Source organism: Natronococcus sp., assembly GCF_047921035.1.
In the GTDB taxonomy this organism is placed as follows: Archaea; Halobacteriota; Halobacteria; order Halobacteriales; family Natrialbaceae; genus Natronococcus.
This window is the reverse complement of sequence record NZ_JBLRWX010000085.1, coordinates 1-16,510: the sequence shown is the minus strand read 5'-3', so window position 1 is coordinate 16,510 and position 16,510 is coordinate 1. Positions and strand designations below refer to the sequence as shown.

The 16,510-nt window shown below is 66.0% G+C and carries 21 protein-coding genes, 1 tRNA gene and 1 pseudogene; 15 read left to right on the top strand and 8 right to left on the bottom strand.

All coding sequences use genetic code 11. The annotated features are described in order from the left end of the window. Together ACNA7R_RS15425 and idsA3 are read left to right on the top strand one after the other, a co-directional pair. Nucleotides 1-182: pseudogene (locus ACNA7R_RS15425) on the top strand (ribonuclease J); the annotation flags it as partial. Between the two features lies 1 nt (nucleotide 183). Further along, a complete protein-coding gene (idsA3, locus tag ACNA7R_RS15420; protein ID WP_416284435.1) occupies nucleotides 184-1,269 on the top strand; it encodes a geranylfarnesyl diphosphate synthase in 1,086 nt (361 codons plus the stop codon). 79 nt (nucleotides 1,270-1,348) lie between these two features. Here the strand turns inward: idsA3 and ACNA7R_RS15415 are convergent, their stop codons facing one another. Continuing rightward, the gene (locus ACNA7R_RS15415) at nucleotides 1,349-1,726 is read right to left on the bottom strand and encodes a response regulator (RefSeq protein WP_416284434.1); all 378 of its coding nucleotides are present in this window, start codon (nucleotides 1,724-1,726) and stop codon (nucleotides 1,349-1,351) included. Between the two features lie 278 nt (nucleotides 1,727-2,004). Between ACNA7R_RS15415 and ACNA7R_RS15410 the strand changes: the two genes are divergently transcribed. Both ACNA7R_RS15410 and ACNA7R_RS15405 read left to right on the top strand, forming a co-directional pair. Further along, nucleotides 2,005-2,451: a response regulator gene (locus ACNA7R_RS15410; protein ID WP_416284433.1), complete on the top strand. Its 447-nt coding sequence runs from the start codon at nucleotides 2,005-2,007 to the stop codon at nucleotides 2,449-2,451. Between the two features lie 92 nt (nucleotides 2,452-2,543). Beyond that, the gene (locus tag ACNA7R_RS15405) at nucleotides 2,544-4,262 is read left to right on the top strand and encodes a glutamate--tRNA ligase (protein WP_416284432.1); all 1,719 of its coding nucleotides are present in this window, start codon (nucleotides 2,544-2,546) and stop codon (nucleotides 4,260-4,262) included. 84 nt (nucleotides 4,263-4,346) lie between these two features. Here the strand turns inward: ACNA7R_RS15405 and ACNA7R_RS15400 are convergent, their stop codons facing one another. From ACNA7R_RS15400 to ACNA7R_RS15390, 3 genes are all read right to left on the bottom strand, one after another. Next, nucleotides 4,347-5,081, bottom strand: coding sequence for a plastocyanin/azurin family copper-binding protein (locus ACNA7R_RS15400; RefSeq protein ID WP_416284431.1), 735 nt, complete (start codon nucleotides 5,079-5,081; stop codon nucleotides 4,347-4,349). 165 nt (nucleotides 5,082-5,246) lie between these two features. Next, on the bottom strand, nucleotides 5,247-5,414 hold the full coding sequence (locus ACNA7R_RS15395; RefSeq protein WP_416284430.1) for a hypothetical protein: 168 nt from the start codon (nucleotides 5,412-5,414) through the stop codon (nucleotides 5,247-5,249). 43 nt (nucleotides 5,415-5,457) lie between these two features. Beyond that, the gene (locus ACNA7R_RS15390; protein WP_416284429.1) at nucleotides 5,458-5,943 is read right to left on the bottom strand and encodes a DUF456 domain-containing protein; all 486 of its coding nucleotides are present in this window, start codon (nucleotides 5,941-5,943) and stop codon (nucleotides 5,458-5,460) included. 77 nt (nucleotides 5,944-6,020) lie between these two features. Here ACNA7R_RS15390 and ACNA7R_RS15385 point away from each other — a divergent pair, with 77 nt between their 5' ends. After that, a complete protein-coding gene (locus ACNA7R_RS15385; protein WP_416284428.1) occupies nucleotides 6,021-6,749 on the top strand; it encodes an SDR family NAD(P)-dependent oxidoreductase in 729 nt (242 codons plus the stop codon). A gap of 19 nt (nucleotides 6,750-6,768) precedes the next feature. Here ACNA7R_RS15385 and tmcA read toward each other — a convergent pair whose 3' ends face one another. Then, the gene (gene tmcA / locus ACNA7R_RS15380) at nucleotides 6,769-9,030 is read right to left on the bottom strand and encodes a tRNA(Met) cytidine acetyltransferase TmcA (protein ID WP_416284427.1); all 2,262 of its coding nucleotides are present in this window, start codon (nucleotides 9,028-9,030) and stop codon (nucleotides 6,769-6,771) included. Nucleotides 9,031-9,352: 322 nt separating this feature from the next. Here tmcA and rpl7ae point away from each other — a divergent pair, with 322 nt between their 5' ends. The 8 genes from rpl7ae (at nucleotide 9,353) to ACNA7R_RS15340 (ending at nucleotide 13,300) form a co-directional block, all read left to right on the top strand. Then, complete coding sequence (gene rpl7ae / locus ACNA7R_RS15375; RefSeq protein ID WP_416284426.1) at nucleotides 9,353-9,715, top strand: 50S ribosomal protein L7Ae; 363 nt, start codon at nucleotides 9,353-9,355, stop codon at nucleotides 9,713-9,715. A gap of 11 nt (nucleotides 9,716-9,726) precedes the next feature. Further along, nucleotides 9,727-9,951 carry a 30S ribosomal protein S28e gene (locus tag ACNA7R_RS15370; RefSeq protein ID WP_005557920.1) on the top strand — a complete coding sequence of 75 codons (225 nt, stop codon included), beginning with the start codon at nucleotides 9,727-9,729 and terminating at the stop codon, nucleotides 9,949-9,951. Next, a complete protein-coding gene (locus tag ACNA7R_RS15365) occupies nucleotides 9,951-10,283 on the top strand; it encodes a 50S ribosomal protein L24e (RefSeq protein WP_416284425.1) in 333 nt (110 codons plus the stop codon). Before ACNA7R_RS15370 ends, ACNA7R_RS15365 begins: the two co-directional genes overlap by 1 nt. Further along, on the top strand, nucleotides 10,283-10,747 hold the full coding sequence (gene ndk / locus ACNA7R_RS15360) for a nucleoside-diphosphate kinase (protein ID WP_416284424.1): 465 nt from the start codon (nucleotides 10,283-10,285) through the stop codon (nucleotides 10,745-10,747). The genes ACNA7R_RS15365 and ndk overlap by 1 nt, the downstream gene beginning before the upstream one ends. A 171-nt stretch (nucleotides 10,748-10,918) precedes the next feature. Continuing rightward, the gene (locus ACNA7R_RS15355; RefSeq protein WP_416284423.1) at nucleotides 10,919-11,290 is read left to right on the top strand and encodes a hypothetical protein; all 372 of its coding nucleotides are present in this window, start codon (nucleotides 10,919-10,921) and stop codon (nucleotides 11,288-11,290) included. Between the two features lie 141 nt (nucleotides 11,291-11,431). After that, on the top strand, nucleotides 11,432-12,034 hold the full coding sequence (gene sod / locus ACNA7R_RS15350) for a superoxide dismutase (RefSeq protein WP_416284422.1): 603 nt from the start codon (nucleotides 11,432-11,434) through the stop codon (nucleotides 12,032-12,034). 163 nt (nucleotides 12,035-12,197) lie between these two features. Beyond that, nucleotides 12,198-12,467 carry a DUF5827 family protein gene (locus ACNA7R_RS15345; RefSeq protein WP_416284421.1) on the top strand — a complete coding sequence of 90 codons (270 nt, stop codon included), beginning with the start codon at nucleotides 12,198-12,200 and terminating at the stop codon, nucleotides 12,465-12,467. After that, nucleotides 12,464-13,300, top strand: coding sequence for an ATPase (locus ACNA7R_RS15340; RefSeq protein ID WP_416284420.1), 837 nt, complete (start codon nucleotides 12,464-12,466; stop codon nucleotides 13,298-13,300). Before ACNA7R_RS15345 ends, ACNA7R_RS15340 begins: the two co-directional genes overlap by 4 nt. Here ACNA7R_RS15340 and ACNA7R_RS15335 read toward each other — a convergent pair. Continuing rightward, complete coding sequence (locus ACNA7R_RS15335; RefSeq protein ID WP_416284419.1) at nucleotides 13,297-13,875, bottom strand: MBL fold metallo-hydrolase; 579 nt, start codon at nucleotides 13,873-13,875, stop codon at nucleotides 13,297-13,299. The genes ACNA7R_RS15340 and ACNA7R_RS15335 overlap by 4 nt on opposite strands. A gap of 126 nt (nucleotides 13,876-14,001) precedes the next feature. On the opposite strand from ACNA7R_RS15335, the gene ACNA7R_RS15330 reads away from it, so the two are divergent. Together ACNA7R_RS15330 and ACNA7R_RS15325 are read left to right on the top strand one after the other, a co-directional pair. Further along, nucleotides 14,002-15,201 (top strand): helix-turn-helix transcriptional regulator, encoded by a 1,200-nt coding sequence (locus tag ACNA7R_RS15330; protein WP_416284418.1) that lies wholly within the window; start codon nucleotides 14,002-14,004, stop codon nucleotides 15,199-15,201. Nucleotides 15,202-15,310: 109 nt separating this feature from the next. Further along, nucleotides 15,311-15,385, top strand: a tRNA-Glu gene (locus ACNA7R_RS15325). 99 nt (nucleotides 15,386-15,484) lie between these two features. On the opposite strand, the gene ACNA7R_RS15320 is transcribed toward ACNA7R_RS15325, so the two are convergent. After that, nucleotides 15,485-15,997, bottom strand: a complete 513-nt coding sequence (locus tag ACNA7R_RS15320) for a hypothetical protein (protein WP_416284417.1) — start codon at nucleotides 15,995-15,997, stop codon at nucleotides 15,485-15,487. Further along, nucleotides 15,998-16,300, bottom strand: coding sequence for a hypothetical protein (locus tag ACNA7R_RS15315; RefSeq protein ID WP_416284416.1), 303 nt, complete (start codon nucleotides 16,298-16,300; stop codon nucleotides 15,998-16,000). Nucleotides 16,301-16,510: the final 210 nt, after the last annotated feature.

Sequence of the window (16,510 nt, the reverse complement as noted above, 5' to 3'; positions counted from 1 at the left end):
ACCTCAACCAGGAGGGCCACTACGAGATGCTCGACGCCCTGCAGCCCCAGCACATCATCCCCGCCCACCAGGATCTGAAAGGGTTCTCGGGCTACGTCGACCTCGCCGAGAGCGAGGGGTACAAACTGGGCCGGGATCTGCACGTGACCCGCAACGGCAACCTCATCCAGCTTGTCGACTGATATGAACAGTCCCGAGGCACGCGAGGAAGCGGTGCTCGAGGCCGTCCGACAGCGCCGGGAGCTTGTCAACGAGGCGATCCCGGAGGCACTTCCGATCCAGCGACCCGAACGCCTCTACAAGGCCTCGCGGTACCTGCTGGACGCGGGCGGCAAGCGGCTCCGTCCGACGATCCTCCTGACGACCGCGGAGGCGCTCGCCGACGTCGAACCGCTCTCGCAGGGGTACCGGGAGTTCCCGACCCTCGACGGGAGCGCAGGCGACGCGAGCGGCGAGCCGCGAGCGCCGGCGACGATCGACGCGATGGCCGCCGCCGTCAGCGTCGAGGTCATCCAGTCGTTTACCCTGATCCACGACGACATCATGGACGACGACGACCTCCGCCGGGGCGTCCCCGCGGTCCACCGGGAGTACGACCTCGAGACGGCCATCCTGGCAGGAGATACGCTCTATTCGAAGGCGTTCGAGATCATGCTCGAGACCGGCGCCGACCCGGACCGGGCAGTCGACGCCCTCGAGATCCTCGCGACGACGTGTACGAAGATCTGCGAGGGACAGGCGCTGGACGTCGACTTCGAGCAACGTGACGACGTCACGCCCGAGGAGTACCTCGAGATGGTCGAGCAGAAGACGGCCGTCCTCTACGCCGCCTCGGCGTCCCTGCCGGCGATTCTACAGGGTGCCGACGAGGAGACGATCGACGCGCTGTACGGCTACGGCCTCGACATCGGTCGGGCCTTCCAGATCCACGACGACGTGCTCGATCTCACGGTTCCGAGCGAGGAGCTCGGCAAGCAACGCGGCAGCGACCTCGTCGAGAACAAACAGACGCTGATCACGGTCCACGCCCGCGATCAGGGCCTCGAGATCGAGGACCTCATCGACACCGAGGACGTCGAGACCGTCACCGAGAGCGAGATCGACGACGCCGTCGCCGAACTCGAGCGCGTCGGCTCGATCACGTACGCGAACGAACGGGCCCGGGAACTCGTCGATCAGGGGAAAGACCGGCTCGAGGTGCTGCCGGACAACGAGGCCCGCGACCTCCTCTGTGACATCGCGGACTACCTGATCGAACGCGGCTACTGATCGGGCCGTCGGCGGTTTTTCGTTCTCGAGGGCGAGTACCGTCGGGAACGGCCGGGAACCCGACCGTCGGAAGGCGATGTCAGTCGAAACAGAACTCCTCGACGAGGCTGCGACACTCCTCCGGCTCGAGGGGTTTCAGGACGTACGCGTCCGCCTGTGGCGATTCCGACTGCAGCTTCTCGAGCTCCGGTTGCGTGCCCGTCAGCACGACGACCGGGATCTCGCGGAGTTCCGCGTCGGACCTGATCGTCCGAAGTACTTCCTTCCCGCTTTTCTTCGGAAAGTGCCAGTCGAGCAGGACGAGGTCGGGGCGGGGAGCGCTCTCGTACTCGCCGCGTCGCTCGAGGAACTCGATCGCCTCGACGCCGTCGGCGACGACGTGGTAGTTCCCCCGAAGGTCCGCGTTCTCGAACATCTCTCTCGTGAGGCGAACGTCCCCCGGATTGTCCTCTGCCAAAAGTATTTCTCCCACATGCTTCGGTCCACCCATAGTAAACCCACAGGGTGGTGATATATAAATTATGACGCCAGCCATCCGATTCGGCGGAGTTCGGTACACGGACCGGCGGGCGACTCGCTCCGATCGCTCCCGTCCGAACGCCCGTAGCGTGTACTCAGTGGAGAGCGCAGCGCGTCCGAGTCGCGTCCGGTGCGCCCGATAAAACGACGGGACGGCGACGATCACCAAGTGTGTAGGGACGGGCCTTACGCACGTGAGCGGCGGATGGAGCACACATGAACGACCACACTCCCGACGAGCCGGTCGACGTGCTCCTGATCGAGGACAATCCGGGCGACGTCCGCCTCGCACAGGAAGCGTTCCGCGCGACCGAGAGCGAGATCGCGTTCCAGGTCCTCCGCGACGGCGAGGAGGCGGCAGCGTACTTCCGCCAGCCCGAGGACTCGGAGCCCTGCCCCGACCTGGTGTTGCTCGATCTGAACCTCCCGCGGAAGGACGGGCTCGCCGTTCTCGAAGTGCTCGAGGAGGAACTCGATTACCCGCCGCCGCCGGTGCTCGTGCTCTCGAGTTCGAACGCCGAGGAGGACATCGCCGCGAGCTACGCTGCCGACGCGAACGCCTACCTCACGAAGCCCGACGCCATGCCGGAGTTCACCTCGATGGCGGAGGCGATCGAGCGGTTCTGGATCGATACGGCGAAACAGCCGCCAGCGCCGGCCTGACGAGCGAGCGGTGAACCGACGCCTCCGCCCGGCGAGCGGGGGGCGAGCCGACACCGCTGCGGTTTTGAGCGGGCGGCGAATACCCCACGGTAATGGACGACGACTTGCGCGAACGGATCGAACGGGAGGCGGAGAAACACGCGCTGTTGAACGCGGTGAAACACGAGAGCGACGCCGACGTCGGCGCGATCATGGGACCGCTGATGGGCGACAATCCGGCGTTTCGCGAGCACGGCGATCGGATTCCCGGCGTCGTCGGCGGCGTCGTCGGGCGGGTCAACGACCTCGAGTACACCGAAAAGCGCGAGCGACTCGAGGAACTCGCGCCCGAGGAACTCGCCGAGATCGAGGCCGAGGACGAGGGCGACGACCACGACCTACCGGACCTCCCCCGCGCGGAGGAGTACGACGAGGTCCGGATGCGGTGTGCACCGAACCCCAACGGCCCGTGGCACGTCGGCCACGCCCGGATGCCCGCCGTCATCGGCACCTACAAGGAGCGCTACGACGGCTGGTTCTGCGTTCGCTTCGACGACACCGACCCCGAGACGAAGCGACCGGATCTCGAGGCCTACGACGCGATCCTCGAGGATCTCGAGTATCTGGGCTTCGAGCCCGACGCGACGTTCAAGGCGAGCGACCGCCTCGACATCTACTACGACCACGCCCGGAAGCTGATCGACATGGGCGGCGCGTACACGTGTTCGTGCTCGGGCGAGGAGTTCTCCGAACTGAAGAACGACGGGAAGGCTTGCCCGCACCGCGAGAAGGACTCCGAAACAGTGCTCGAGGAGTTCGAGGACATGATCGCGGGCGTCTACAACAGCGGCGAGATGGTCCTCCGCGTGAAGACCGACATCGAGCACAAGAACCCCGCGCTGCGCGACTGGGTCGGCTTCCGGATGATCGACACGCCTCACCCGCGCGAGGAAGCCGAGGAGTACCGCTGCTGGCCGATGCTCGACTTCCAGTCGGCGATCGACGATCACGTTATCGACGTCACCCACATCATCCGCGGCATCGACCTGCAGGACTCGGCGAAACGGCAGGGCTTTCTGTACGACTACTTCGGCTGGGAGTACCCGGAGGTCGTCCACTGGGGTCACGTCCAGATCGACGCCTACGACGTGAAGATGAGCACGTCGACGATCGCCGAACTGATCGACGAGGGGACACTCGACGGCTGGGACGACCCTCGCGCCCCGACGCTGAAAAGTCTCCGTCGCCGGGGGATCCGCGGCGAGGCCATCGTCGACGCGATGGTCGGCCTCGGCACGTCGACCAGCGACGTCGACCTCGCGATGAGTTCGATCTACGCCAACAACCGCGACCTGATCGACGAGGAGACCGACCGTCGGTTCCTCGTCCGCGACGGCGCCGAGATTCCGCTGGGTGGCAGCCCGCCGGCCGAGGCGAACCCGCCGCTGCACCCCAACCACGAGGACCGCGGCGTCCGCGAGATCCCCGCCGGCGACGCCGTCCTGCTCGAGCCCGAGGATCTTCCGCAGCGCGAGGAGCGGATCTGGCTCAAGGGGCTGGGCTGTTTCCAGTACACCCGCGATACGCTCCAGTACACCGGCGAGGACATCGATGTCGTCCGCGAGGGCGACGTCGACGTCGTCCACTGGGTGCCGGCGGCCGAGAGCGTTCCCGTTCGGATGCGAACGATGGACGGCGACGTCTCCGGCCGAGCCGAACCGGGCGTTGCGGCGCTCGAGCCCGACGAGATGGTGCAGTTCGAACGCGTCGGCTTCGCTCGAATCGACGGAACCGACGAGAACGGAACGGTCGCGTACTACGCCCACCCCTGACCGGTCACGGCGACGTCCGACTCCGGCGGCGCGTCCTCGAACGGGTAGCTCGAGGACGCGACCCGCCGACCGGGGAATATTCGATCAGTTCTCTTCGTCCTCGCCGTTCTCGTCGTCGCCGTTTTCGGTATCTTCACCGTTCTCCTCGTCCTCGCCGTTTTCGGTATCCTCACCGTTCTCCTCGTCCATCTCGTCTTCACCGTTCTCTTCCTCTTCTTCGCCGTTCTCTTCCTCGTCCGCCTCGTCCTCACCGTTCCCGTTCGCTTCGATTTCGATCGTACCGCGCATCGTCCCCTCGTGGGGCCGACAGACGTACTCGGCGATATCGTCGCTCGCATCGAACTCGATGAACTGGTCGTCGCCGCCTTCCTCGGATTCCTCGGTCTGATAGTCGTCGACGACCTCGTCGTTCTCGTCGACGAGTTCGATGTTGTGCACCTGGCCGTCGCTTTCCTCCCAGCCGATCTCGTACGATTCGCCGTCCTGGAGGGTGAGCGTCGGGTTTTCTTCGTCGGCGATCTCCTCAGGTTCGATACCGACCCAGCCCGACGTTTGGGCGTCGAACTCGATCGTGGTATCGGGTTCGATCGCCTCGCCGTTTTCGGTGTCCTCGCCGTTCTCTTCGGCCGGGTCCTCGCCGTTCTCTTCGGCCGGGTCCTCGCCGTTCTCTTCGGCCGGGTCCTCGCCGTTTTCTTCCTCGGCCGGGTCCTCGCCGTTACCGTTCCCGCCGTCGGTACATCCGGCGACGAACGCCATCGCGCCGGCAGCGCCGGCGATTTTGAGGACGTTCCGTCGAGTAGCGGTATCTGTCTCTTTCATGCATCGCTCCCTACGAATCCAGCAATGATAAACCACATCCGCGGTAAGATCGAATATCCAAAACCAAATATATAAACACAGCCCTGATTGTTTTCTACATAGAACTTTTACTAGTGTTATGAGAAGATTACTTTGTCCGGAGACACAGCGCTCCCGACACGACCGTTAGTACTCGAGAAGATCGTCCGAACGCTCCGGATCCGGATCCGCAACGACGCCGTCCCGGCGGCCGAGAACGCGGGCGTGGGCTGCACAGACGATCCTGTTCTCGTCCCAGGGGATGTGCAGTTCGACGCAGGCGGGGCGGGTACAGTCGTTCTCCGAACACTCCATACCGAACGCACGGGACGAGCCACCTCAATAGTTCGGCCCTCGATCAGAGGACGAACACCGCGACGAGAAAGCCGAAGAGAATCGCGGTCGTCAGGAGCACCTGCGTCGCCGTCGAGGCGAGGATGCCGACCGTCGCGTAGAACGCCGATCGGGTGCTGCCGTCGACGTCGCCGCCGCGGGCGTACTCGAGCAGGAAGACGGTTCCGAAGAGGCCGACGAGCAGTCCGAGGGGACCGGTGACGATCATCAGGGCGATGCCGACGACGGCGGCGGCGCCCGTCGTCGTCCAGGAGGCGCCGCCGGCCCGCGCGGCGATCGAGCCGCCGAAGAACTCGACGAGCAGGGTGAGCACGCCGAGGGCCGTCAACACGACGAGCGACACCGTCCCGGGTTCGGCGAACCCGGAGTTCCACCAGTACAACAGGAGCCCCGACACCGAGAGCAGTCCGCCGGGGACGAGGGGAACGACCGTTCCGACCACCCCGCCGACCAGCAGGGCGAGCGCCAGGAGCGCGACCACGTCGACCATAGGGAAGACCAGACGCGACGGCGGCAAAGGCGTACCGCCTTCGGAACCGTTAGGGGCGGCGCCGAGAACCGATCGCCATGGACCGAGCGCGCGGAGCGATCGTCGTCGGCGCGTCGTCGGGAATCGGCGAGGCGCTCGCTCGTGAACTCGCCGCCGACGGCTACGAAGTCGGGCTGGCGGCCAGGCGGACGGATCGACTCCGGGAGATCGGCGAGGAGCTTCCGACCCGGTCGTACGTCGCGACGATGGACGTCGCCGACGCCGAGACCGCCCGCGAGCGGTTCGACGCGCTCGCCGACGCGATGGGATCGGTCGACCTCGTCGTCATCAGCGCCGGCACCGCCGACCTGAACCCCGACCTCGAGTGGGACCTCGAGCGGGAGACGATCGACGTCAACGTCCGCGGGTTCGCGGCGATCGCGACCGCCGCGATTTCGTACTTCGAGCAGCGGGGGATCGACGGCCACCTGGTCGGCATCTCGTCGGTCGCGGCCCACTTCGGCAACGGCGGAGTGCCGGCGTACAACGCCTCGAAGGCGTTCGTCACGACCTACCTCGAGGGACTGCGGACGCGAGCGGGCGGACGCGAGACGGACGTAACGGTGACGACCGTCGAACCGGGGTTTGTCGACACCAAACTGGCCTACGGCTCGTTCTGGATGTGCTCGCCCGAGACCGCGGCGAAACAGATCGCTCGAGCGATCCGGAAGGAGCGAACGCACGTCTACGTCACCCGTCGGTGGCGCCTCGTCGCGTGGGCCTTCGATCTCGTGCCGAACGCGATCCTGCGGCGGATTCTCTCCTAGCCTCCTAGGCATCCCCCGGTCAGTCGTCCGCAAACCGCTCCCGAACCTCGAGCGCCGCGTCGGTTCCGTAGCGGTCGACCAGGGGGCAGAGCGCCTCGCCGAGGGCGCGCATGCACTGTCCGGCGGAGGGGTAGTCGAGTCGCTCGGCGACCGTCTCCCAGTCGCGAGCCTGTAGCGCTCGGAGAACCAGCAATCGCTCCTGGCGGGCCGTCAGCTCGACCCTCGGGGGTCCCTCGACGAGGTACCGAACGACGACCTCGCGGAACGGGCCGGGATCGACGTCGAACAGGCCCGGCCCGTAGGCGGCACCCGCGACGACCCGCCACTCGTGGGCGGTCAGCTCGAGCGACGGGGCGGCGCCGATGGGGACACTCCGCAGGACCGCCCGCGCGACGTTGGGCTCGAGGTCGGCGAGGGCGTCAGAACAGAGGGCGGCGAACCGCCGGGCGAACCGCGCGGCGTGGCGGTCGCGCAACTGCTCGCCCGTCTCGCCGGTCGGCGAGAGCATGAGCGCCGAGTACTCCCCGCTGGCGTCGTTTCGCGTCGTCGAGACGTGGACCGTCGCGTAGCCGTTCGTCCGCCAGAACTCGAGCAGGCCGGGGGTCGCCCCGAACCCGGTGCCGAGCCAGTCGACCTCGGATTCGTACTCGTCGCGGATCTCCGCGAGCAGCCGCGAGCCCAGGCCCCGCGAGCGCGCGGCGTGGTGGGTTGCGATCCGCACGACCCGGATCCCGGCGGGCTCGCCCGCCCGTTCGTCCCGTAACTGGCTCGTGAGTACGTCGGGGAGCATGTTCCCGCTGATGCGGCCGCCCTCGTACATCATCGCCCGCTGCTCGGCCGGAAGGTTCCCCTCGCGGGCAAGCAGGGCGACGCTGACGACGTGTCCGTCGTGGACCAGCGCGCGGGCCTCGAGGTTCGGCGCGTCGAGCAACCGCGCGAGGTCGTTGGGTTCGGTGCGGTAGTGGGCGAGCACGAGCAGGCCGAACGCCTCCCGTAAGAGTCTCTCGTCGGCCAGCAGCTCGTCGGGCTCGAGGCACCGATAGCGGACGGTCTCCGTCGCGGCGTCCGCGACGAGCGGTTCGACCGGGGGGCGGGCGTCGAGCAGCAGGGCGCGAAACGCCCAAACCTCGATCGGATCGCCGGCCGCGTACCGGATCGGCTCCGTCAGCGTGCGCTCGGTGACGGCGTGTTCGCTCTCGGCGAGGCGATCCCGAAACCGAACGGAGAACCCTCTCCCAGCCCCCTCGTAGCCGTGGATCGTCGTCGCGAACGCGATCCGGTCGGCCGCCAGCAGCGCCTCGAGGGTCGCGACCGGGAGCGCGGCGGCCTCGTCGACGATGGCGACGTCGGCCGACTCGCACTCCTCGAGCGCCGCGGTCGGCTCGAGGTAGCGGACGCACCCGCCCGCGGTCGTCTCGAGCCGGCGCGGGTCGGCCGTCTCCACCTGTCCGAGGGTCTCGCAACACTCCCGGGCGCGGTCGAACACCTCCCGCGCGTTCCGGAAGTCGGGTGCGGTCACGAGCACGTCCTCGCCGTCGGCGGCGAACGCGCCCGCGGCCAGCCCCGCCGCGCTCGATTTCCCCCGTCCGCGGTCGGCCTCGAGCACGACCGCCGCCGGGGCGTCGAACAGCGATTCGAACGCGGCCACGGCCTCGGCCTGGTCGTCGGTGAGACAGCTCTCGTAGGTCGGGGTCGGAAAGCGGTGGTCCGCGGGCGGCTCCGGTTCCGTGCCCGCGTCCAGCCTCGGTGCGGGACGGGTCAGTCCCTCGTCGACGACCCGGTCCGTCTCGAGGTCGACGATGCCGATTCCACGATGGGCCCGCAGCGTCCCGACGAGCCGACGTCTGAACCGGCCGGTGACGTCCGACAGCGAGAACGGCGGGACCGCGAGGGAGTCGTCGAACGCGTCCCGGCGGTCGGGCCAGGAGTCGAGCGACGGCGTCAACAGGACGAGCAGCCCGCCGCCGTCGACCGTCCCGACGAGCTTGCCCAGCGCGTTGGGCTGGAGCTGGTCGTGGGCGTCGAGGACGACGACGTCCCGCGTCGTGCCGAGCAGTTCGCCGGCGCGGGTCTGGGAGAGCTGTTCACAACGCAGGCGATCCTCGGGTCCGACGAGCGTGGTCCGGGTGATCGCTACCGAAAGCCGGTCGAGGATCGCCTCGAGGCGCTCGTACCCGTGCTCTCGGTCGCCGGCCAGTACCAACAGCCGTCGCTCGTTCGTCCGCACCGCCTCTACCCGGAGCGATCGGGCGAGGTCGACAAGGTCGTCGTCCGCAGCCATACCCTCGAGTCGTCGTCTCGGATGTAAGAGGTCACGGTCTAGCGGTCGCGTTCCGTGTGGTCGATCGGCGCAGTTGGCCACGGCCGATCGACGCGTCTCGAGTTTCGATCCGAAACCGCCGCTACCGCCCGTGCGGACCGATCCCACTCGCCCGGCCGTTTGGACACGCTTTTAAGGGGGGCACCGCTACTGCGTAGTACACCCTACGCGGGGTTGATGATGCTCCTAGCCTCACAGGACTTCCGCCGACCGGACGTCGGCCCGGGACCCAGCCCGGACGGCAGGGGAGCGCGAGCCCGCGCGTAGGAGAGGTGAACAACCAATGTCAGTCTACGTAACCACGGACATCCCAGCCGACCTCGCCGAGGACGCCCTCGAGGCGCTCGAGGTCGCACGAGACACCGGACGTGTAAAGAAAGGAACCAACGAGACCACCAAAGCGATCGAGCGCGGCAACGCCGACCTCGTCTACGTCGCCGAGGACGTCTCCCCCGAGGAGATCGTCATGCACCTGCCCGAACTCGCCGACGAGAAGGGTATCTCCGTCGTCTTCGTCGAGACCCAGGACGACGTCGGCCACGCTGCCGGCCTCGAGGTCGGGAGCGCCGCCGCAGCGATCGTCGACGCCGGCGAGGCGGAAGACGACGTCGAAGAGATCGCCAACAAGGTCGAGGACCTCGACTGAGGTGACCTGAGATGAGCGCTGAAGAGAACGAAAGCGGATCCACGCCCGCCGAGGTCATCGAGGTCGTCGGCAAGACCGGCATGCACGGCGAAGCCATGCAGGTCAAGTGCCGCATCCAGGAGGGCGAAAACCAGGGACGAATCATCACCCGAAACTGCCTCGGGCCGGTCCGCGAAGGAGACGTACTCCAGCTTCGCGAGACCGCCCGCGAGGCGGACTCCATTGGAGGACAATAATGGTCGAGAAACGAACCTGCGACTACACGGGCGAGGAGATCGAGCCCGGAACGGGCATCATGTACGTCCAGAACGACGGTACCGTGCTCCACTTCGCCAGCGCGAAGGCGGAGAAAAACTACAAGCTCGGCCGTGAGCCCCGCGACCTCGAGTGGACCGAGGCCGGCCGCGCCGGCAAGGGTCCCGCCGAGGCTGACACGCCCGCCGACGAGGAGGCCGACCAGGACGAAACCGTCGAGGCCGAGACCGACGTCGACGAGGACGACGAGGACGCCCCCGCGGGCGACGAGGCGGTCGACGAGACCGAGGATCTCGAGGAGAGTGAGGCCTGATGAGTGAGGCCGAGCGCACCTTCGTGATGATCAAGCCCGACGCGTTCGCGCGCGGGCTGGTCGGCGAGGTCGTCTCCCGACTCGAGGACCGCGGGCTCAAACTCGTCGGTATCAAGATCGAGAACATGCCCCGCGAGCGGGCCGAGGAACACTACGGCGAACACGAGGACAAGCCGTTTTACGACGACCTCGTCGACTTTATCACCTCCGGCCCGGTCGTCCCGATGGTCTGGGAGGGCCAGGACGCGACCCGTCAGGTCCGCCAGATGATCGGCGAGACCGACCCGCTCGAGGCCGAGCCCGGAACGATCCGGGGCGACTACGCGCTCGACCTCGGTCGGAACGTCGTCCATGCGGCCGACCACGAGGACGAGGGCGCCAACGAGCGAGAGATCTCGCTGCACTTCGACGACGACGAACTGATCGACTACGATCAGCACGACGCCGGCTGGCTCTACGAGTAGCGACCCGGCGACGCCGAGCCGTTACCGACGCTTTCGACCGTATTTTTCTGCTTAGCAATCTACATTAAATTAGATGAGTCGGTAGCTTACATAGACGGAACATCTAATGTATCGGCTGTAGTAGACGAGCACGGTGGTTTCGAATGGTAACTCACGGTAGGTGGTTCGCGAATGCGTAAACGAGAACAGGACTCGAGGTCGATCGCGAGCGCGGAGGCTCCCTCCCTGGATCTGATCTTCGATCTCCTCTCGAACCGGCGGCGGCGGTACGTCCTGTACTGTCTCTCCGAGCGGGCCGACGGGGTCGCCGCCGTCGACGAACTCGTCGACGCGGTCGTTCGACTCGAGACCGAGGTCGGGGAGGGCGGTCGGGAGCTTGAGGAACACCGCAAAACAGTCCGGACGGAGCTCCGACACTCCCATCTCCCCAAGCTCGACGACACCAGTCTGCTCGAACACGACCAGCGCAGCGACACCGTTCGCTACTGGAACCAGCCCTCCCTCGAGGAGTGGCTCGAGCATGCCAAACACAAGGAACTGTAGCCGGACGCCCTTCTTTGCGGTCAGTAGCGCTCGGAATCAGGGCCGTAGCGTTCGCCACCGAGCGCCGCCTGTGGAATGATAGCATTCCCATCCTCAAAGCTTAACAGGCGAGCTATCGATACGGATCATAGAGGTGTCCTTATGACTGATCACGAACTTCCAGAACTTCCGTACGACTACGACGCGCTCGAACCGGCAATCTCCGAACAGGTCGTCACCTGGCATCACGACACGCACCACCAGGGGTACGTCGACGGCCTGAACAGCGCCGAGCAGACTCTCGAGGAGAACCGCGAGAGCGGCGACTTCGGCTCGTCCGGGGCCGCGATGGAGAACGTCACCCACAACGGCAGTGGACACTACCTCCACACGCTGTTCTGGGAGAACATGTCCCCCGACGGCGGCGGCGAACCCGAGGGCGACCTCGCCGACCGTATCGAGGAGGACTTCGGCTCCTACGAGGCCTGGAAGGGCGAGTTCGAGGCCGCCGCGAGCGGCGCTGGTGGCTGGGCACTGCTCGTCTACGACCCGGTCGCGAAGCAGCTTCGTAACCTCAAGGTCGACCGCCACGACCTCCACGCGCTGTGGGGTGCCCACCCCATCCTCGCCTGTGACGTCTGGGAGCACTCGTACTACTACGACTACGGCCCGGACCGCGGCGAGTTCATCGACGGCTTCTTCGACGTCGTCAACTGGGACAAGGCCGCAGAAGAGTACGAGAAGTGCCTCGACCACTTCGAGTAAGCGACGACCTGGCAACCCACGTATTTTTATCGCACTCGTCCGCTCAGCGACAGCGATAGCGCCGCGGGCCGCGAGACGACCGTCGACGGAAGCGAGCACGCTCGAGCCGTTGCCGACGTCGAGACCGGTGCGGTCTTGTGGCGCCGCGCCGATAGCAACGTCCATGCCAGTTTCGAAAGACGAGTTCGACGAGCTCCCGCCCTGTGACTTCTACACGCCCGCGGAGCTGCTCGAGGACGATCAGATGTACACCGTCTACGAGATCGCGCGCCTGCTCCAGGGGCTCGAGCCCGACGCGGATATCGACCGCGAGACCGAGGATATCCTGCTCGACTGGGCGATCCCGTGGGTGATGGTAAACGCCGACGACCTCGTCGTCGCCGAACCGCGGGACGAGGACGAGCCCGGATTCTACGGCCTGAAGGACGAATGATCCTCCTCGTGGTCGGCAGCGACCGCGTCGACGCCGGCAAGACGACGTTCTCGACCGGGCTGCTCGAGCGAACCGGTGCGATCGGCGCCAAGCCCCGGGCCGGCAACGACTACTGGTTCGACCACGACGACTGCCGGCGCGCGCTCGCGGAGGGGCAGCTGTACGGCAAGGACGCCGCGCGGCTCGCGACCGCGGAGACGCGAGGACGCGAGCCGGAACGGCTCAACCCCGTTCACCGACTGTGGCGGCCCAGTCCCGGCCCCGGTACCGGACTGCTCGGGCAAACCGACCGGGAGTTCGTCGTCGACCGAATCGGCGCTCCGGGCGAGGCCGGCGAGCCGACGTACGTGCGCAACGCCACCGTCGACGTTCCCGACCCCGTCGCCTCGGCGCTGCCCCTCGAGGAGGCGATCCCCGTCGAATCGATCGAGGAACTCAACGAAGTCACGGCCGAGCGGTACGTGCCCGCCTTCGAATCGCTGGCGACGGACCTCGAGGCGACCGACGTCGCCGTCGTCGAATCCTACAGCGATATCGCTCGACCCCTAACCAGTCTCGATCCCGCGGCGATCGCCGCGGTCGCGGTCGTCGAGCCGGGACGGGTCCGGATCTACCCGGGCGATCGGTACTGCCGGGCCTGCGAGGTCGCCAGCTCGAGTCCGAGCGACGGGAGCCTCGAGAAGCGGGTGCCGACGGTCCTCGACTACCTCGACCCCCTCGAGCGGGTTCGGCTGCCGCCGCTTACGGGCGAGGAACGCGAGGAGCCGGAACGGGTCGCCGCGGCCTACGCCGACGCCTACGACGCCCTGCTCGAGGCCGCCGGTCGCGTCTAGGCCTGCCGGGCCATCCGCGAGGAGAGTTCGACGTGGTCGTAGGGGTTCGTCGTCACGCTCGGCCCGTGGCCAGTGTGCATCTCCTCGAGTTCCGGCGGGAGTCGCTCGAGCAGGCGATCGATGCTCTCGATCAGCGTCTCCCGGTCGCCCTCCTCGAGGTCGGTGCGGCCGAAGCTGCCGTTCTGGAAGACGAGATCGCCCGCGAAGAGGATCCCCGCATCCACCGAGTAGAAACAGAGGTGGTCGTCCTTGTGGCCGGGCGTGTGGACGGCGACGTAGTCGTGGTCGCCCAGTCGCACGGTCTCCCCGTCGGCGATCCCGTGGTCGACGCCCTCGATCGACGGGTCGTACCCCCACGCCTCGACGTCGAACGCCGATTTGACCGCCTCGAGGTTCCCGACGTGGTCGGGGTGGGTGTGGGTGAGCACGACCGCATCGAGGTCGTCGACTTGGGACTCGAGGCGGTCGACGACGTCGAAGTTCGCACCGGGGTCGATCAGTACCGTCCGGTCGCCGGTGACGAGGTAGACGTTGCTGGTAAAGGCCTGCACGCCCTGTGCGAGGTTCGTGACCATGGGAAGCGATACAGTAGCGGGGGGTTTGTGCGTGTCGGCCTCGGAATTTCGTCCCCCTGAACGGCGATCAGCGACCGAACGCGATATTCACAAGCATTTTTAGCTCCGGCACGTAGTAGAGGACGAATGACTCGGTCGGTCCCCGTCGGGGTCGGTATCCTCGTCATTGTTGTCGTGCTCGCTGGCTTCAGCCTCCCGATAGCGATGGCCGGCGCCGTCGACGGCACCCAGCAGTCGCTCGCGGACCGCGAGACCGCGATGGCGAACCAACAGGCAGTCGACGACTTCGACTCCCAGGACTTCGACAGTACGACGTTCGAGATCACCGTCCACGAGAACGGAAGCGCGACCTGGACGTTCCGCCACGAGCAGCGCCTCGAGGACGACGAGGAGGAGATGAACTTCGGCGCGTTCGCCGAGGAGTTCGAGGAGGACGAAACCGGGCTCTACGATCGGTTCACCGACCAGGCCGAGGCGCTGACCGACACCGGCGAGGAGACGACCGACCGCGAGATGGAGGCGACCGCCTTCAACCGCTCGGCGACGACCGAGTACCGTCCCGGCGCGATGGGAGTCATCGAGATGACGTTCGTCTGGGAGGGGTTCGCCGACGTCGAGGACGACCGCATCGTCGTCGGGGACGTGTTCCAGAACATGTACCTCGGCTCCGACCAGTCGCTCGTCATCCTGCCCGGCGACGACCTCGTGTTCACCGACGCCGAACCCGAGGGCGAGTACACCGCCAGTACGATGGAGAACGCCAGTTCGATGACCTGGAGCGGCGAACGGGAGTTCCTCGAGGGCCATCCCCGCACCGTGCTCCAGGACGCCGACGACGTCGGCAGTGACAGTACCGCGGGAACGACCGGCGGCTCGGGTCAGGGAACGTTGCTCTCGTGGCCGGTGATGCTCGGAACCGTCGCGGTCGTGTTCGGCGCCGTCGTCGCCGCCGCGTGGTATCGGACCCGCCGGGACGGGTCAGTCGCGGACGATTCCCCGTCCGAGGTCGCCGAACCGGCCGGTCCTCGAGCGGAGTCGGCGGCGATGGGCGCGGAGGCGGAGAAGCGGGACGAATCGGGGACGCTCACCGAAGAGGAACTCCTGACCGACGAGGACCGGGTGATCAAGCTCATCCGGGAGAACGGCGGTCGGATGAAGCAGGTCAACATCGTCGAGGAAACCGGCTGGTCGAAGTCCAAGGTCAGCATGCTCCTCTCGGAGATGGAACGCGAGGGCGACATCAGCAAGCTTCGGGTCGGCCGCGAGAACATCATCAGTCTCGAAGGGTTCGAGCCCGAGGCGGCGAAGTCGCCGTTCGACGAGTAGGGGCGTATTCGGCACCGAGGCCCGTGTTACGACGCGCCAGAGCCGAATCGAAACGGAACGCTTAAACATTACACGGCGTTACGAAAGAGTGCAGGCAGAAGCCGACCGCGCTCCGATGGTGTAGTCCGGCCAATCATATTGCCCTCTCACGGCAATGACCAGGGTTCGAATCCCTGTCGGAGCACTTCTACGGCGACCCACTCGACGAGCACCGCGAAGCGCGTGCGAGTCACATCGTGAGCCGCGAACTCGATCACGGGATTCGAAGTAGATTGATGCGGATTCAGAGTTGTTCGAAAAGAGAGCGAGCGCGTTGCACGTAGCTATTTTCGGTCCAACTACGGGCCGCGCTGATATCGTCGAGAAGCGTCAGCGCGTCACCTGAAGATAGTTGATCGGTCCGAACGAAGATCGAGAGGAGCGTTGGAGTCGTGACGAGGCGCGTATTTGCGAGGGAAGCGTGGATAAGTCCGAGTTGGTTGAACTCATCGCAGAGGAACAACGATGCATCGGACTCATTAGCGAGCGTAACAGCGGCATTTTCGCCGTCGTCGAGTGGGAACGTCGAATCGAGGTCAACGGTCTCTGTGGTGAGCGCATCGCGTCGGTCAAGAACGACTGTTGCGGCCTGACCGTGATTGTCGTTATACGAAGCGATATCCCGGAGTTCTTCAAGAACTTCCGGTGGAACGATTACGTCGTAAGTGGTGAGGAACACCGAGAGGGGGTCGAGGGAAGACCCAGCGACGACACCGAGACTGACGAGTGCTGAGGAGTCTGCAACTGCTGTAGACATCTACAACTCGGCGGCTTCCTCGACGAAGTCTTCGTCGAGTTGCTGTTTGAGCACCCGGAAGTTGGCCGCCTTTTCAGCGCCGACGAGAGATTTGAGCTGGTCGAAGGTAATTTCCCCGTCGTAGTACGCGGCTGCAATCTCTTGAACGAGTGCGTCGTCGTGTGTGGCGTCCTGAAGGTACTCACGAAGTGCAGTGACGAGAATGTCCGTTCGGTCCTCGCCGAGAACATCTGCGAGCGCGTCAGTCCGGTCGATAAGCCGGTGGGGCGCACGAAACTGGACTCGTTTTTTCTCACTACCCATTATGTGTACAATGTGAGTGTGTCTACTTAGCTGTTGTCGTGTGTACACTGTGAGCTGCGGAGTCGAAAACCGCAGTACGTGACTGGGTTTGATTCCCTGAAATCGGAGGACTAATGCGAACATCCCCGTCGGAGCACTCCTTCCTACCGCCGTTTCACCACGCGGTAGCGGGGAGGCCCCGGCCTCAACGAGAGAGCGAAGCAAACGAGT

Bases quoted from the DNA above. Each gene is read 5' to 3' on its own strand.
- idsA3 (WP_416284435.1), top strand. From the start codon at position 184: ATGAACAGTCCCGAGGCACGCGAGGAAGCGGTGCTCGAGGCCGTCCGA.
- ACNA7R_RS15410 (WP_416284433.1), top strand. From the start codon at position 2,005: ATGAACGACCACACTCCCGACGAGCCGGTCGACGTGCTCCTGATCGAG.
- ACNA7R_RS15405 (WP_416284432.1), top strand. From the start codon at position 2,544: ATGGACGACGACTTGCGCGAACGGATCGAACGGGAGGCGGAGAAACAC.
- ACNA7R_RS15400 (WP_416284431.1), bottom strand. From the start codon at position 5,081: ATGAAAGAGACAGATACCGCTACTCGACGGAACGTCCTCAAAATCGCC.
- ACNA7R_RS15395 (WP_416284430.1), bottom strand. From the start codon at position 5,414: ATGGAGTGTTCGGAGAACGACTGTACCCGCCCCGCCTGCGTCGAACTG.
- ACNA7R_RS15390 (WP_416284429.1), bottom strand. From the start codon at position 5,943: ATGGTCGACGTGGTCGCGCTCCTGGCGCTCGCCCTGCTGGTCGGCGGG.
- ACNA7R_RS15385 (WP_416284428.1), top strand. From the start codon at position 6,021: ATGGACCGAGCGCGCGGAGCGATCGTCGTCGGCGCGTCGTCGGGAATC.
- tmcA (WP_416284427.1), bottom strand. From the start codon at position 9,030: ATGGCTGCGGACGACGACCTTGTCGACCTCGCCCGATCGCTCCGGGTA.
- rpl7ae (WP_416284426.1), top strand. From the start codon at position 9,353: ATGTCAGTCTACGTAACCACGGACATCCCAGCCGACCTCGCCGAGGAC.
- ACNA7R_RS15370 (WP_005557920.1), top strand. From the start codon at position 9,727: ATGAGCGCTGAAGAGAACGAAAGCGGATCCACGCCCGCCGAGGTCATC.
- ACNA7R_RS15365 (WP_416284425.1), top strand. From the start codon at position 9,951: ATGGTCGAGAAACGAACCTGCGACTACACGGGCGAGGAGATCGAGCCC.
- ndk (WP_416284424.1), top strand. From the start codon at position 10,283: ATGAGTGAGGCCGAGCGCACCTTCGTGATGATCAAGCCCGACGCGTTC.
- ACNA7R_RS15355 (WP_416284423.1), top strand. From the start codon at position 10,919: ATGCGTAAACGAGAACAGGACTCGAGGTCGATCGCGAGCGCGGAGGCT.
- sod (WP_416284422.1), top strand. From the start codon at position 11,432: ATGACTGATCACGAACTTCCAGAACTTCCGTACGACTACGACGCGCTC.
- ACNA7R_RS15345 (WP_416284421.1), top strand. From the start codon at position 12,198: ATGCCAGTTTCGAAAGACGAGTTCGACGAGCTCCCGCCCTGTGACTTC.
- ACNA7R_RS15340 (WP_416284420.1), top strand. From the start codon at position 12,464: ATGATCCTCCTCGTGGTCGGCAGCGACCGCGTCGACGCCGGCAAGACG.
- ACNA7R_RS15335 (WP_416284419.1), bottom strand. From the start codon at position 13,875: ATGGTCACGAACCTCGCACAGGGCGTGCAGGCCTTTACCAGCAACGTC.
- ACNA7R_RS15330 (WP_416284418.1), top strand. From the start codon at position 14,002: ATGACTCGGTCGGTCCCCGTCGGGGTCGGTATCCTCGTCATTGTTGTC.
- ACNA7R_RS15320 (WP_416284417.1), bottom strand. From the start codon at position 15,997: ATGTCTACAGCAGTTGCAGACTCCTCAGCACTCGTCAGTCTCGGTGTC.
- ACNA7R_RS15315 (WP_416284416.1), bottom strand. From the start codon at position 16,300: ATGGGTAGTGAGAAAAAACGAGTCCAGTTTCGTGCGCCCCACCGGCTT.